Annotated in this window: 12 protein-coding genes; 8 read left to right on the top strand and 4 right to left on the bottom strand. The window is 61.6% G+C overall.

Features of this window, described 5'->3' with window-relative positions:
* The first annotated feature begins 228 nt into the window (after positions 1–228).
* From QEO92_RS04300 to QEO92_RS04290, 3 genes are all read left to right on the top strand, one after another.
* On the top strand, positions 229–1,113 hold the full coding sequence (locus tag QEO92_RS04300) for a uracil-DNA glycosylase (RefSeq protein ID WP_227702279.1): 885 nt from the start codon (positions 229–231) through the stop codon (positions 1,111–1,113).
* 181 nt (positions 1,114–1,294) lie between these two features.
* Entirely contained in the window at positions 1,295–1,486 is a 192-nt protein-coding gene (locus tag QEO92_RS04295) for a hypothetical protein (RefSeq protein WP_227702278.1), read from the top strand.
* Between the two features lie 22 nt (positions 1,487–1,508).
* Positions 1,509–1,661 carry a hypothetical protein gene (locus QEO92_RS04290; protein ID WP_161784804.1) on the top strand — a complete coding sequence of 51 codons (153 nt, stop codon included), beginning with the start codon at positions 1,509–1,511 and terminating at the stop codon, positions 1,659–1,661.
* A 3-nt stretch (positions 1,662–1,664) separates the two neighbouring features.
* Here the strand turns inward: QEO92_RS04290 and QEO92_RS04285 are convergent, their stop codons facing one another.
* On the bottom strand, positions 1,665–2,612 hold the full coding sequence (locus QEO92_RS04285; protein WP_227702277.1) for a DMT family transporter: 948 nt from the start codon (positions 2,610–2,612) through the stop codon (positions 1,665–1,667).
* 313 nt (positions 2,613–2,925) lie between these two features.
* Here QEO92_RS04285 and pepN point away from each other — a divergent pair, with 313 nt between their 5' ends.
* Entirely contained in the window at positions 2,926–5,574 is a 2,649-nt protein-coding gene (gene pepN / locus QEO92_RS04280) for an aminopeptidase N (protein WP_227702276.1), read from the top strand.
* Between the two features lie 15 nt (positions 5,575–5,589).
* Here the strand turns inward: pepN and QEO92_RS04275 are convergent, their stop codons facing one another.
* The gene (locus tag QEO92_RS04275) at positions 5,590–6,309 is read right to left on the bottom strand and encodes a hypothetical protein (RefSeq protein WP_037157484.1); all 720 of its coding nucleotides are present in this window, start codon (positions 6,307–6,309) and stop codon (positions 5,590–5,592) included.
* A 130-nt stretch (positions 6,310–6,439) separates the two neighbouring features.
* On the opposite strand from QEO92_RS04275, the gene QEO92_RS04270 reads away from it, so the two are divergent.
* Positions 6,440–6,904, top strand: a complete 465-nt coding sequence (locus QEO92_RS04270) for a winged helix-turn-helix transcriptional regulator (RefSeq protein ID WP_200884006.1) — start codon at positions 6,440–6,442, stop codon at positions 6,902–6,904.
* 13 nt (positions 6,905–6,917) lie between these two features.
* Here QEO92_RS04270 and QEO92_RS04265 read toward each other — a convergent pair whose 3' ends face one another.
* Entirely contained in the window at positions 6,918–7,457 is a 540-nt protein-coding gene (locus QEO92_RS04265) for a TetR/AcrR family transcriptional regulator (protein WP_081952992.1), read from the bottom strand.
* Positions 7,458–7,589: 132 nt separating this feature from the next.
* Between QEO92_RS04265 and QEO92_RS04260 the strand changes: the two genes are divergently transcribed.
* The 3 genes from QEO92_RS04260 (at position 7,590) to QEO92_RS33125 (ending at position 12,106) form a co-directional block, all read left to right on the top strand.
* Positions 7,590–8,789 carry an MFS transporter gene (locus QEO92_RS04260; protein WP_227702275.1) on the top strand — a complete coding sequence of 400 codons (1,200 nt, stop codon included), beginning with the start codon at positions 7,590–7,592 and terminating at the stop codon, positions 8,787–8,789.
* Positions 8,790–9,138: 349 nt separating this feature from the next.
* Positions 9,139–11,478: a PAS domain-containing sensor histidine kinase gene (locus tag QEO92_RS04255; protein ID WP_227705085.1), complete on the top strand. Its 2,340-nt coding sequence runs from the start codon at positions 9,139–9,141 to the stop codon at positions 11,476–11,478.
* 19 nt (positions 11,479–11,497) lie between these two features.
* Complete coding sequence (locus QEO92_RS33125) at positions 11,498–12,106, top strand: HIT family protein (RefSeq protein ID WP_320443007.1); 609 nt, start codon at positions 11,498–11,500, stop codon at positions 12,104–12,106.
* On the opposite strand, the gene QEO92_RS04245 is transcribed toward QEO92_RS33125, so the two are convergent.
* Positions 12,050–15,013: a bifunctional [glutamine synthetase] adenylyltransferase/[glutamine synthetase]-adenylyl-L-tyrosine phosphorylase gene (locus tag QEO92_RS04245; protein WP_227702273.1), complete on the bottom strand. Its 2,964-nt coding sequence runs from the start codon at positions 15,011–15,013 to the stop codon at positions 12,050–12,052. The genes QEO92_RS33125 and QEO92_RS04245 overlap by 57 nt on opposite strands.
* Positions 15,014–15,045 lie beyond the last annotated feature (32 nt).

The following is a 15,045-nucleotide window of genomic DNA, read 5'->3' as shown; positions in this document are numbered from 1 at the left end:
TCTGTCGGGAATGCCCCTCATCCGGCTGCCGCCACCTTCTCCCCGCTCGGGCGGGGAGAAGGGATATGCCGCACCGGCGTCCCAAAACTCCAGTTGCGATCTGGGCACATCCCCTCTCCCCGCATGCGGGGAGAGGGTTAGGGTGAGGGGCAAATTCCCATACGGGACTGCTGCGCCGTCATCCGAAACCGGTTCCCCCTCCCCGGCGACATGCTATAGGGTAGTCCCATGAACGCCACACAAACCCTCGACGCCCAGGAGCTCGCCGCCCTTCTGCATTTCTATGCGGACTCGGGCGTCGAATGGCTCGTCGAGGATGAACCGGTCGATCGTTTCGCCCAGTTCGCAGCGCAGAAGGCCGCGCAGGCGGAGGCGAAAATGCCGGCATCGGCCCGCCAGCCGCAGCCGCCGCAGAACGGGTCTGCCCCCGCCCCCCGGACGCGAGGCGAAACCGCGACGCAGAACCGCGCCGCTGCGGGGGCACGCCCGGCGGCACCCCCATCGGTCGCCGTGCCGGATAGCGAGGCCGTGGCCTCGGCCCGGTTTGCGGCCGAAAGCGCCCGCTCGCTCGTCGAACTGAAAACCGCGCTCGAAGCCTTTACCGGCTGCAACCTGAAGAACGGCGCCCGTTCCACCGTCTTCGCCAGCGGCGACCCCTCTTCCGGCATCATGGTGATCGGGCCGACGCCGAATGCCGACGACGACCGCGACGGCCTGCCCTTTTCCGGCCGGCAGGGCCAGTTGCTGGACAGGATGCTCGGCGCGATCGGGCTTGCGCGCGAGACCGTATTGCTCACCAACATCATTCCCTGGCGTCCGCCGGGCAACCGCATGCCTTCCGATGCCGAGCTCGAAATCTGCCGGCCTTTCCTCGAACGGCAGGTGGCGCTCGCCGAACCGAAACTGTTGTTGCTGCTCGGCAACTTCCCGGCCCGCTTCTTCTTCGGCGCCAATGGCACGATCCATTCGCTGCGCGGAGAATGGCGCGACATCACCTTCGGGGGAATCGATGCGGCGGCGATCGCGACGCTGCATCCGCAGGAGCTTCTTGCAGCACCCGCCAACAAGGCGCTTGCCTGGCAGGACCTTCTGACCTTCAAAAAGCGGCTTTGAGGCCATCGACTGCCCGCATTTCGGGCAGAAGCTTGCGGAATTGCCACAAGATTACAAAAATATGAAAAATGCCATGCGTCTGGCGCATGGCAGCGCGGCGTTCTGCTGCATTGCAGAATCAATGTTGCGCTGCAATATTGGCATCATGTCTTGGGAGGAACAGGTTTAAGGAACCAAGGCAATGACGACGCGCTTCCGCCCGATCCATTCGGGCTTCGAAACCCTCCGGATCGCAGGCCTTCAGCCGCGCTCGACGCAGGGTTATCACCGTTTCGGCTCAGCGACGAACGAGCAGATGACGTCCCGCGCGATGGCGCGCCTAACCGGCATCACGCGTCCGGCTGCCGTCTTCGCCGATTTCCGCGAACGCTGATAGCCAGGACAAGGAAGCAGCCATGACGGCCATCCTCCACCCGATCCGCACGTTGCGCGAAAATCTCTCCGATATCAGCGCAGCAGTGAACGCCTCGCGCGAATTCAGCCGCGCGGGTGCCGCCCGGTACGGCTCCGAAAAGATCAACCCGGTCACGGCCGCCATCCCGCTCTGATTTTCAGGTGCCCGCCCCTGGCGGCGATGCCTTGCGCGCCGCCTTCCGCTCCAGCCCGAGCTGGTGTTCGCGGTAGATGATGAAAATTCCCGCCGAGACGGTGATCGCCGTGCCGATGAGCATGCTGACCGTCGGCACATCCCCGAACAGCACATAGGCAATGCCGATCCCGAGCAGGATCGACGTGTATTCGAACGGCGCGACCGTCGAGACGTCGGCATTGCGGTAGCCCTCGGTCAGAAGAACCTGTCCCACTCCGCCGCAGAAGCCGGCGCCGATCAGGAAGAGCTTTTCCGACGTGGACAGTTCCACCCAGCCGAAGGGCAGGCTGACCAGCGAAAACACCGCCCCGCTCAGCGAGAAGAAAAGCACGATCGTCGCCGTTTTCTCTGTGCGCACGAGCTGGCGTGTCTGTATCATCGCAAACCCGGCCAGCACTGCCGATATGATGACGGAGACCGCGCCGATCGCCTGTTCGGACTCCATGCCGCCCTGTTCGAACATGGTCAGCTTCGGCCAGGAAATGATGACCACGCCGATCATGCCGATCAGAACCGCGGTCCACCGATAGACCCGCACCGTCTCCTTCAGGAAGATTGCGGCAAAGACGACGGCGAGCAGCGGCGTGGAATAGCCGATCGCGATCGCATCCGGCATGGGCAGGTGCACCAGTCCATAGAACCCAAAACCCATGGAGAGAATGCCAAGAAAACCACGCTTCAGGTGCCCGAACGGACTGTCCGTGCGAAATGCGCCCCGCAATTCGCCCTCGAACGCGAGATAAGCCACGATGGGCACGATTGCGAAGGCAGAGCGGTAAAAGGTGATCTGGCCGGCTGGAATATCAGACCCCGCGGATTTGATGCAGGTCTGCATCATCACGAAAATCACCACGGAGGAGACTTTGAACATGATCCCCCGAAGGGGATTCAAGGCATCGGCGGCGGCCATCAACAACTCATTGAAATCTTAGGCCGCATCGAAAACGGAGCCTGCAATGAAAAGGAGGGGATTCAGTTTGTCGGCAGAGTAACGGAAAAGCGCTGTGCGCGGGATCAAAACTGATGATGGGTTGATCAATATCCGTGACCTGATGAAAACTTCCGCGAAATATACCGAAACAAAATGAGGTTTAATTTAGCCAAAGTTTCAACAATCGTTTAGCATTGCATGCAAGTATGCGCGCGGCGTCGGGCAAATGCCAGTGAACGGGAGCATTCATCACTCCCAATGCCATTTTTGAAGAGCCGGTTCAGGAAGCAACATGCGAACAGATACGGGCCAGATCGTTCATCTGGCAGATTACCGCCCCACCGATTTCGTCCTGGAACGCGTCGATCTGACTTTCGAGCTCGACCCGACCAACACCAAGGTGGAGGCGCGGCTGATCTTCCACCGGCGCGAAGGTGTCGATCCCTCTGTACCCCTCGTCCTCGACGGCGACGAACTCACCCTTTCCGGGCTGTTGATAGATCAATCCGAAGCGCCAGCCAGCCGGTATGACGCGACGCCGGAAAGCCTGACGATCCGCGATCTGCCGGCCGAAACACCCTTCGAGGTCACCGTCACCACCTTCATCAATCCGGAAGCCAACAGCCAGTTGATGGGGCTCTACCGCACCAGCGGCGTCTATTGCACCCAGTGCGAGGCCGAAGGCTTCCGCCGCATCACTTATTTCCCGGACCGTCCCGACGTTCTTGCGCCCTATACGATCACCATCATCGCCGACAAGGCCGCCAATCCGGTTATGCTGTCGAACGGCAATTTCCTCGGTGGCGGCGATTACGACGAAGGCCGGCATTTCGCCGCCTGGTTCGATCCGCATCCGAAGCCTGCCTATCTGTTCGCGCTGGTGGCGGGCGACCTCGGCGTGGTCGAGGACACGTTCACCACCATGTCGGGCCGCGACGTCAAGCTCCGGATCTACGTGGAGCACGGCAAGGAGCCGCGCGCCGCTTACGCCATGGATGCGCTCAAACGCTCGATGAAGTGGGACGAGGAACGCTTCGGCCGCGAATACGATCTCGACATCTTCATGATCGTCGCCGTCTCCGACTTCAACATGGGGGCCATGGAAAACAAGGGCCTCAACGTCTTCAACGACAAATACGTGCTCGCCGACCCCGAGACCGCAACCGATCAGGACTACGCCAATATCGAAGCGATCATCGCGCATGAATATTTCCACAACTGGACCGGCAACCGCATCACCTGCCGCGACTGGTTCCAGCTCTGCCTCAAGGAAGGGCTGACGGTTTATCGCGACCACGAGTTCTCGGCCGACCAGCGCTCGCGCGCCGTCAAGCGCGTCGCCGAAGTGCGGCATCTGAAGTCGGAGCAGTTCCCCGAGGATGCAGGCCCGCTCGCCCATCCCGTCCGCCCGACGAAATATCGCGAAATCAACAATTTCTATACGACGACAGTCTACGAAAAGGGCTCGGAAGTCACCCGCATGATCGCGACCCTGCTCGGGAGCAAGGATTTCAAGGCGGGCATGGACCTCTATTTCGAGCGCCATGACGGTCAGGCGGTCACTGTCGAGGACTATCTGAAGTGCTTCGAGGATGCGAGCGGTCGCGATCTTGAGCAATTCTCGCTCTGGTATCATCAGGCAGGGACGCCGCTCGTTACGGCTTCGAGCAGCTACGACCAGAAAAAGGGGACATTTACGCTGTCTCTGGAGCAGATGCTTCCGGCCACGCCCGGCCAGTCGAACAAGGAGCCGATGCACATTCCGCTCTCCCTGGCGCTGATCCTCGACAATGGCCAGATTGCAGCGCCGACAGCCGTCAAGGGCGGCGAAATGACCGGCGATGTTCTGCATCTTACAGAGCGCAAGCAGACCTTCACGTTCTCCGGCATCTCGTCCCGACCGGTTCTGTCGCTCAACCGCTCGTTCTCGGCGCCGATCAACCTGCATTTCGACCAGACGCCGGCCGATCTTGCCCATATCGCCCGCCATGACACCGACCTCTTCGCCCGCTGGCAGGCCCTCACTGACCTTGCGATGCCGAACCTCATGCAGGCGGCACGCGACGCCCGCGAGGGCAGGGAGATCACCTGCGATCCGGCGCTCACCGCAGCCCTTCTCGAAGCCGCCGGTGACGAGGCGCTGGAGCCCGCATTCCGCGCGCAGGTGCTGACGCTGCCGAGCGAGGCCGATATCGCCCGCGAACTCGGCGGCAACAACGACCCGGACGCGATCCATGCCGGAAGGCATGCGATCCTTTCGGCGATCGCCAGAGAGGGGAACAAGACCTTCCTGCGCCTCTTCGATGAGATGAAGATTGCAGGTCCCTATGCGCCGGATGCCGCAAGCGCGGGCAAGCGGGCGTTGAGGAACAGCGCGCTTGCCTACCTGACCTATGCGGAAGGGACACCCGCCCGCGCGGCGCAAGCCTTCGCCGCTGCCGACAACATGACCGATGTGGCGCAGGCGCTGACGCTGCTCGCCCACCGGTTCCCGGACTCTGCGGAAGCGCAAGGCGCGCTCGATACGTTCCTGAAGCGGTTCGACGGCAATGCGCTCGTCATCGACAAGTGGTTCTCGATCCAGGCGACGATTCCGGGCGCGGGCGCACTCGCCCGGGTCAAGGCCTTGATGGAGAACCCGCGCTTCGTATCGACCAATCCGAACCGCGTACGCTCGCTGATCGGCACTTTCGCCTTTGGCAATCCGACCGGCTTCAACCGACCGGATGGCGAGGGCTACCGGTTCCTCGCCGAGCAGATCCTTTCGATCGACCCGAAGAACCCGCAGCTTGCCGCCCGCATCCTCACTTCGATGCGGTCCTGGCGGTCGCTGGAGCCGCAGCGTGCGGACCATGCCCGCTCGGCGCTGGCAACCATCGAACGGGCCGAAACACTGTCGACCGACGTGCGCGACATCGTCGAACGCATGCTGAAAGGGTGAACCTGCGGCGCCAGGCTATTCCACATCGATGCCGTTGATGTCGATGGCGACCGCGACCCGGTCGAGGACGGGCCGGTTATCGGGGCCGATGGAATAGACGCGGCGCCTGGTGGGGAAGACGAGCCCCCCGAAGGTCCTGGGTTCGGTCGCATAGTTGGCGCTGGACGTTCCGCCCATGATCTCGACGCTGTAGTCATGCCGGCGCAAGATTCCGGCTGCATCGAAGTAAAAGATCTGCTCGGTGGAATGGCTGGCGACATCCGGCGGGAAGGTGACCCTCAGCCGTCGCCACGTCTCCCCTTGCTCATCCCAAGGCTCCATTTCATCGAGAATGAAACCGGGCAGCCCCAACAGGAACGGCGTCGTCAGATATGTCCACATCGCATATCCCGAAAAATAAGCGAGGTGCTGTGCGTCCCAGGGGGTCTGGATCACGTGCCCCTCGAAAGCCGACCGCGGGCGCTCCCGTTCTTCGAGAACCTCGTTCCGATCACCGAGGATGGCCGTGCGGGCAGGCTCATATTGGCTGTGATGACCCGGCTCGATGAACGGCGAAAACTCGGCATGCTGGCGATGCGGATCGATCGAAACGGCGACGTCCGACAGGACGCCCGGCCACCCTTTGAGATGCCACATCGCTCCCGCGACAGAAATCCTGGCCGTCAGCTTCCTGACTTCGCGCCAACGCTCCCACCCGCCATGCGCCGCAACGGCAAATTCCAGCAAATCGCTCATGCCCGTCTTCTCCTTTTAACAGCAAACCCGCGGATTCCGGTTTAATTTTGAAACCTGTCGACACATAATCCCATTTGGTTTAAATTTGCAACCAATCTTGCATGGTACTGCAAGTATCCTGGAGACGCAGATGAAGGGCAGGAAAACCAATTTGGAAGGAGCGGATTGCGGCATTGCACGCAGTCTTCAGATCGTTGGAGACTGGTGGACGCTTCTGATCGTTCGGGACGCCTTCCGCGGGCATCAGCGTTTCGGGGAGTTTCAAAAGAATCTCGGCCTCGCCAAAAACATCCTGTCGGCGCGGTTGAAAAAACTCGTCCAGGAAGGAATCTTCACCATCGAGGCTCACACGAATTCCCCATCGAGCCCGCGCTACATCCTGACGCCTAAAGGTGAGAAGCTCTACACCCTGCTTGTCGCGCTGTGGCAATGGGGAGAGGAAAACTGTTTTGAACCGGGTGAACTGGAGACCGAAATGGTGGACACGATCGATGGCGCACCGATCGAGAGGTTGCAAGTCAAGGCGGCCGACGGACGTCTTCTAGGCCCCCGCGATTTCCGCCTCGCCTCCAGGCCGTCGTCGGTGGGAGCGTAAGGGGCAGGTAGGATCACTTTCCGAAAAATCGCGCGACGAGCGCCCGGCAGTAGTCGGGCGTCAACTCCCTATCACCGAACAGGATGTGATAGACAATCGGCGCCACCACAAAATCGACAGCCTCGCCGAGATCGAAAGGCGTTTCGCCCCGTGCAGAGGCCCTTTCCCGCAGGGTCTCCAGATGATGATAGGTATATTGGCAGCATTTTACCGGAGCATTGCCTTCCAGGCTTCCGAGCACGTCCGCGAGCAGTGCGCGTCCTACTCTTGAGGACATTTCCTCCGCATATTGCAGGATGAAGGCTTCGAAATCGGAAGTCATCGCTCCCGTATCTTCAGGATCGGCGACCGGTCGCATGCGGTCGACAGCTACATCCGCCAGAAGTTCAGAAAGATCACCCCAGCGGCGATAGATGGTCGACGGAGTGACGCCCGACTTGTCGGCGATCATCGGCACGGTGATCTCGCCCCGGTCCATGTTCTTCAGCAGTTCCTGAACCGTGCGATGCACCGCCTCCTGGATCCGCGCGCTACGCCCGCCCTGCCGCAACATCTCCCTCGCCACTTTTCTTCTCCTTGCCGGCATTCCGCCGGAAAATCGTTCTTATTAATGCAAAGATATTGCATTAGTGCGGAAATGCAACTAAATGCCGTTAACGCTAAAGATTTGCGTTTAGGTGAACCTATGAGCAGTATCCTCCCCTCTGCAACGTCTCCATCCGCTTTCCGGATGACGGTCTACAGCTTCACATTCGCGGTGCTGATTTCGGTCTGCAGCAGTGCGCCAACTCCGCTCTATCACCTCTATCAGGAACTTTTTGACCTCTCGCCAGCGATGATCACACTGATCTTCGGGTCCTATGCCTTCGCGCTCCTTGCCGCGCTTCTGACGTTCGGCGGACTTTCCGATTACGTGGGGCGCAAGCCGCTGATCCTCGCTGCCCTCGTCATCAACGCTACCGCGCTGGTGATGTTCATGCTGGCCGAATCCGGCGCCATGCTGATGGCCGGCCGCATCGTCCAGGGCATCGCGACCGGCCTCGCCTTTCCGACTTTCGGCGCCACGATCCTCGACACCGACAAACGGCACGGGCCGATCCTCAACAGCATAACGGCCTTTCTCGGTCTGATGATCGGCACGCTTGCGGCCGGGACGCTCGTGGCCTTCGCGCCTGCGCCGACATATCTCATCTACGCGATCCTGTTCGTCGCGACCATCGCCGGCACTATCGCGCTCGCCTTCATGCCTGAAACCATCACCAGACGACCTGGCGCGCTCGCCGCAATGCGGCCGCGCATCAGCGTGCCACCCCGTGCCCGCGGAGCGCTCATCAAGGTCACGCCGGTCAATGTTGCCAGCTGGGCGCTTGCCGGCTTCTACCTCTCGCTTATGCCGACGCTGGTCGCGGTCGCGACCGGCATTACCTCGCCTTTCGTCGGCGGCGCAGTCGTCGCCACCTCCATGCTCAGCGCCACGGTCTCTGTCTTCGTTTTTCGCGCGCTCGCGCCGCAACGGGTTCTGTTCTCGGCTACGACCGGGCTGATGATCGGCGTTCTGATCACGCTGCTCGGCGTGGAGGAACGAGCCGTCGGGCTTCTCTTTCTCGGTACGGCGGTCGCTGGTCTCGGTCTTGGATCGATCTTTTCAAACATCCTGAAGATCGTTCTGCCGCTCGCTGAAAGCCATGAACGGGCCGGCCTGTTTTCCGCCTTCCTGGTGGAAAGTTATCTCGCCTTTGCGGTTCCCGCTATCATCGCCGGCCTTGCCGCACCGGCACTGGGTCTCTCCGCAACGGCCTACATCTATGGCGCGGTCGTCATCCTGCTTGCCGCGATTTCCATCGCGGCCACCCGCACCGGCCTCATCGAAAACCCGGCTGTCTGACCTGACAGCCGGTTCGCTCACCCGAAGAGGGACTATACTGGTTTTGACCGGCCAGCCTTTTTGTTCGATGAGATCATCGGCGCCATATTGGCCGGCCTGCTTCCGATTGCGCTCAATGCCGATGACAAGGGCTGATCGCTCCGCCCGGCGCAGGTGATTTGCCCCTCCGTTTGACAGGCAACCATACAGCGAACCGCCCGGCCGGCATGGGTCTCGTCCGATTCGCAATTGAATCAAAGTGTTAAAAAAATATTAGCAACCCTCTGGACACGAAGAATCACTAGTGATTCATTAGGTTAGATTCGGGCGAGCGGCGCCTCGAATCACACGAGGGACCACAATGAGGACGATGTCGGGCGTGCAGCGGGCAACCGCGGCCGAGGGGCGGCTGCGTTTCAAATTTCCGAGCTTCGCAGGTTTGGGGCGCATCTCTCCGGAGGAGGTGCGGCTTTCCGTCAAGCCCATCTCGCGGCAGTTGCCGCGGGTGGAACTGGTTCTGAAGCGTTCCATCCCCCTGCTCATCGTCGCCTTCCTCTCCGTCGTCGCAGCCTCGCGCGTTCTCGGCATCGTGGCGGAATACGGGCGGATGGAAGATTCAGCCCGGCAGTCGACGGCGCTGATGGCCGCCGCGGCACGCGCTGCCTTCTCCGGTGAGCCGGCCTTTTCCAGCCGTGACCGGGCCACGGCGGAAATGCGCCTCGCCTCCTTCCTGCCGCAGCAACAGCTGAAATCCGACACCTTCCTTCTCCTTGTCGACGAAGCCGGGCGTGTCTTTGGCGGATCGGGCGAGATCGCGGCCTATATCGGGCGGCGCCTCACATCCGTGCTGCCGGAAACCGCCGCGTTGCGCCGTTTCGGCGGCGACGACGGTGTGATCGAGACCTATTTCGGAGAAATTCCCCATTATGCGGCGATCCAGCCGCTCGGCAGCGAAGGAGCGCTCATCGTCGCAGCCCAATCGCTCGACGGCATTCATCGCTTCTGGCGGCGGGAAGTATCGCTCAACGTCACGCTTTTCACCGGCATTTCGGCGATCCTGCTCATCATCCTCTACGCCTACTACATGCAGGTCAAACGCGCCCGTGACGCCGACGATATCTTCGTCGAATCCAATCTGCGTATCGAAACCGCGCTGTCGCGAGGCCGCTGCGGGCTTTGGGATTTCGACGTCACCAACAAGCGCCTCTTCTGGTCCGGCTCCATGTACGAGATGCTCGGCCTGCCGCCCGGCAGCAATGTCATCTCCTTTGCCGACGCAGCACGGATGATGCATCCGAGCGACGGCAATATCTGCACGCTTGCCCGGGCCATAAGTCGCGGCAATGCCCGGCAGGTGGACCAGGTCTTTCGCATGCGCCACGCCGCGGGCCACTATGTCTGGATGCGCGCCCGCGCCCAGGTGGTGAAGACCGCCGCCGGCCGGACCCACGTCATCGGCATCGCCATGGACGTGACCGAGCAGCATCGTCTCGCCCAGCGATATGCCGAAGCCGACCAGCGGCTCGCGGACGCGATCGAATGCACCTCGGAAGCCTTCGTTCTGTGGGACAAGAACGACCGGCTCGTGATGTGCAACACCCATTTCCAACAGGCTTACGGGCTGCCGGATAGCGTGTTGGTGCCGGGCACCGAACGTGCCTCCGTCAACGCGGCGGCCGCCCGGCCGGTCATCGAACGGCGGGTCGCCGACCCGGACGGCAGCGGCCTTTCCCGCACGACGGAAGTGCAGCTTGCCGACGAACGCTGGCTGCAGATCAACGAACGACGCACCCGTGACGGCGGCCTCGTCTCGGTCGGCACCGATATCACGCTCCTGAAGCGCCACCAGGAGCGGCTGCGCGACAGCGAGCGCCGGCTGATGGCGACGATCGGCGACCTCTCCTCTTCGCAGAAGAAGCTGGAGCGCCAGAAAGCCGAGCTTTCGATCGCCAATGCCAATTACCAGGCGGAAAAGGAACGCGCCGAGGCCGCCAACAAGGCGAAGTCCGATTTCCTCGCCAACATGTCGCATGAACTCAGAACGCCGCTCAACGCCATCCTCGGCTTTTCGGAAATCCTGATGAACGGCATGTTCGGGCCGCTCGGTTCGCCGAAATATTCGGAATATTCCAAGGATATCTACGACAGCGGCAAGCATCTCCTGAACGTCATCAACGACATCCTCGACATGTCGAAGATCGAGGCGGGCCACATGCGCATCCAGTGCGAGGCGGTCGACCTGAAATCACTGATCGAGGAAAGCCTGCGTCTGACCTCCATCTCGGCTCAGGACAAGGCGATCATCATCCGCCAGCGCCTGTGCGACAGCCTCGACATGGCCGGCGACCGGCGCGCGCTGAAACAGGTGCTGCTCAACCTCCTCTCCAACGCCGTCAAGTTCACCAACGAGGGTGGCAAGGTCGAATTGCGCGCCCGCAGGCTTGAAAAGGGCACGGTGCTGACCATTGCCGATACGGGCATCGGCATCCCCAAGGAATCGCTTAGCAAGATCGGCCAGCCCTTCGAGCAGGTGCAGAGCCAGTATGCCAAGAGCAAGGGCGGCTCAGGGCTCGGGCTTGCCATCTCCCGCTCGCTGATTTCGCTCCACGGCGGCACGATGCGCATCCGTTCCCAGGTCGGCAGGGGAACCGTGGTTTCGCTGCATATCCCCGACCGGCCGCTCCAGGCGGCACGGAAACGGTCGGCATGAGACTCACGTAATCCTCGATATGGCGGACGCGCGGCCTCCGTGCATCAGACTATATTGCAGGTTGTGGCTCAAAAGAATTCAGGGGCAACCGTGCGGAAGCGAATCCGTCTTAACGCCACGTGTTATCTGTCTGTTGTGGACTCCAGCTAACATTACAGCAAGACAAGGAATTGAAGCGAGGGGGAGTATGTCGCCAGAATGTCCGTTCTGCATGGCAAACCGAAGCGGGAAGGACCAGCCCGTTTTCGCCAACGAAACCTGCTTCTTCCTCAAAAGTACAGATGAGGTTCTCCAGCATTCCGGCATGATCATCCCCTTCAGGCACGTCAGCTCGCCATTCGATCTCACCCCTACCGAGTGGATCGACACCTTTGATCTCCTGATTCGAGCCAAAGCCCATTTGGACCAGACAGAGCCTAGCGGCTTCAACTTGGGATGGAATGTAGGGCAAGCAGCAGGGCAGGCAGTCGATCACGTGCATCTGCATGTAATTGCGCGCTTCGCCGACGAACCGCTCACAGGTCAAGGCATACGCTATCACCTCAAGCAGTTGAAGAACCGCCGACAATCGTCACCTGTCTGCCCTGGGAGTAACAGTCCTCCCGAACACCTCCCGCACTGCCTTTGAAAGCCTCTTGATCTCCCCTTCGAGCGTCCCGATGTCCGGGCAGTCCCCTGCCCGGCAGACACGCTCCAGGAGACCTGCCGGCGCGTCTTTGGGATCGAAGGGGCCGTCAACGCAGAGCCTTATGATCTGGGAAAGCTCGGTGAAGAGGCGCAGCGCCTCAAGGCAGGTATCGAGATCACCAGGCTTCATCAGTCTCCCGCCGAGCGCCTTCAGCGCTTCGGCTGTACTGAAGCCGAAGGTCTCGACCTCGACACCTTCGGCCGGCGCGATGAGGCGCAGATATTGCGCAATGAACTCGATGTCGATCAGACCACCGGGGATCAGCTTGAAATCCCAGATGTCGCGCGGCGGCTTTTCCTTTTCGATCAGCGCGCGCATCTCGGCCACATCCTTGGCGATCTTGCCGACGCCCCGCCTGGCCGAAAGCACTTCGCCGATCACATCCCTCGCCTCGTTCACAAGGCTTTCGTCGCCGCAGACGAGACGGGCACGCGTCAGCGCCATATGTTCCCAGGTCCAGGCTTCCTCGCGCTGATACTTGCTGAAAGCGTTGATGCGCGTGGCAACAGGCCCCTTGTTGCCCGACGGCCTCAGACGGAGATCGACCTCGAAGATCACGCCTTCCGCCATGGGCGCGGAAAGTGCAGCGATCAGCCGCTGCGTGATGCGGGTGAAATAACGGGTGGAATCGATGGGCTTCGGCCCCTCGCTTTCCATTGCGTCTCCGTCGTAGTCATAGAGAAGGATGAGGTCGACGTCGGAACCGGCGGTGAGCTCGAAACTGCCGAGCTTGCCCATCCCCATCACCGCGACACGCCCGCCGGGATAGGCGCCATGCGCGGCCGTAATTTCCGCAGTGACCGCCTTCAGCGCGGCCTCGATCAGGAGATCGGCAAGATGAGTGAAGGCGCGCGCCGCCTCAACGCCTGAGATCGCTCCGGTGAGCAGCCTGATCCCGATCAGGAAACGCTGTTCGGCAGCGAAGATGCGCAGCCGGTCGAGCAGTTCCTCGTAAGCCCTTGCACCGCCAATGAAGGTCGTCAGCCGCTGCGAGAGATATCCCCGGGTCGGCAGCTCGGCCATCAGGCCGGGGTCCAGCATGCCGTCGAAGACATGCGGCTTGGAGGCGACGATATCCGCCAGCCTTGGTGCCGACGACATGATCGTGACGATCAGTGCCAATAGCGGCGGGTTGTTGCCGATCAACGAGAAGAGCTGGATTCCGGCCGGCAGGCCTTTGAGAAAATGATCGAAGCGCAGCAATGCCTCGTCGGCCCGCTTGCTTTCCCCAAATGCCTTGAGCAGCGCCGGCATGAGCTCCGTCAGCCGCTCGCGCGCCTCGACAGATTGCGTCGCGCGGTATCGGCCGTAATGCCAGGTGCGGATGACGCGGGACATGTCGGCCGGCCGTTCGAAGCCGAGCGAAGCGAGCGTCTCAAGTGTGCCGGGATCATCCTGCTGTCCCGTGAAGACGAGGTTGCCGTCACCGCCCGAAAGCTTCGCCTCCTGTTCGAAGAGCCGTGCGTAGCGTCTTTCGACCGTCCGCAGCACCTCTTCCAGCCTGGCCGAAAAGCTCGCCGCATCGGCAAAGCCCAGCATGAGGGCGATGCGCTTCAACTCGGCATCCGTCTCCGGCAGGTTATGGGTCTGCTCGTCATGCACCATCTGGATGCGGTGCTCGACATCCCGCAGGAACCAGTAGCATCCGGTGAGTTCCGCGGCGATCTCCGGCGCGATCCAGTTCGCCTCGGCAAGGGCGGCAAGCGCCGCCTCCGTCTCCCGGGCGCGCAGCGGCGGCATGCGGCCGCCGGCGATCAATTGCTGGGTCTGGGCGAAGAACTCGATCTCGCGGATGCCGCCGCGGCCGAGCTTCACGTCATGGCCCTTCACGGCGATCGCGCCATGCCCCTTGTGGACATGGATCTGCCGCTTGATCGAATGGATGTCGGCGATCGCCGCGTAGTCGAGATATTTGCGGAAGACGAAGGGGATCAGAAGCCGCAGGAAATTGTCGCCGGCAGCAATGTCGCCCGCAACCGGCCGGGCCTTGATGAAGGCCGCACGCTCCCAGTTCTGCCCCCTGCCCTCGTAATAGATCAGCGCCGCATCGAGCGAGACGGCAAGCGGCGTCGAACCGGGGTCGGGGCGCAGGCGCAGATCGGTGCGGAAGACATAGCCGTCCGCCGTGCGCTCCTGCAGGATGCGGATCAGCCGCCGCATCATCCGCCCGTAGATTTCCGAAGCGTCGAACGGATCGTTCAGGATGCCTGCTTCCGGATCGTAAAAGACGACGATGTCGATGTCGGAAGAATAGTTGAGCTCGCGGCCGCCGAGCTTGCCCATGCCGAGCACGATGAGGCCCGAGCCCTTGCTCGGTTCAGCAGGATCGGCAAGCTTCAGCTTGCCGCTCTCATGGCCGGCGAGCAAAAGATGGTCGATTGTTGCCGCGACGGAAGCATCGGCAAAGGCGCTCAGCCAGCGGGTCGTGTCCCGAGCGGAAAAGATGCGCGCAAGATCGGCGAGCGCGACCAGAAAACTCAAACCCCGCCGAGCCGTCCTGAGTGTCGTCATCACCTCGTTTTCCGAGGGTGCCTTGCCGTCTTTCGGACGCCATGAATTGCGCGCCGAATCGATCAGTTGTTCCAAAGCCGGCTCAAGCGGCTCACCTATCGCTGTCGCGAGAAGCGTGGGAGAAACGGCGGCCGTGTCGCGCAGATAGGGCGAAAGCGTGAAGGCTGCGGCGATAAAGTCCTTCAGGGGACTTTCCTTCGTGAGCAGATCGGCGACCGCCGGCTCGGTCTTGCCCATATCCTTCAAGGCGGCCGTCGCCGCCTTCAACTCCGCCTGGTTCAGCGGGCGTATCACATCCGCCTTGACCGCATCGAGCCGGCTCAGTTTTCCCGACACCGAAATCCTCCTCGAATCTCTCCCTCGCTCTA

Origin of the sequence: Neorhizobium petrolearium (assembly GCF_029854435.1) — a bacterium.
In the GTDB taxonomy this organism is placed as follows: domain Bacteria; phylum Pseudomonadota; class Alphaproteobacteria; order Rhizobiales; family Rhizobiaceae; genus Neorhizobium; species Neorhizobium petrolearium.
The sequence above is the reverse complement of the archived record's forward strand: the minus strand, read 5'-3'. Positions and strand labels throughout refer to the sequence as shown.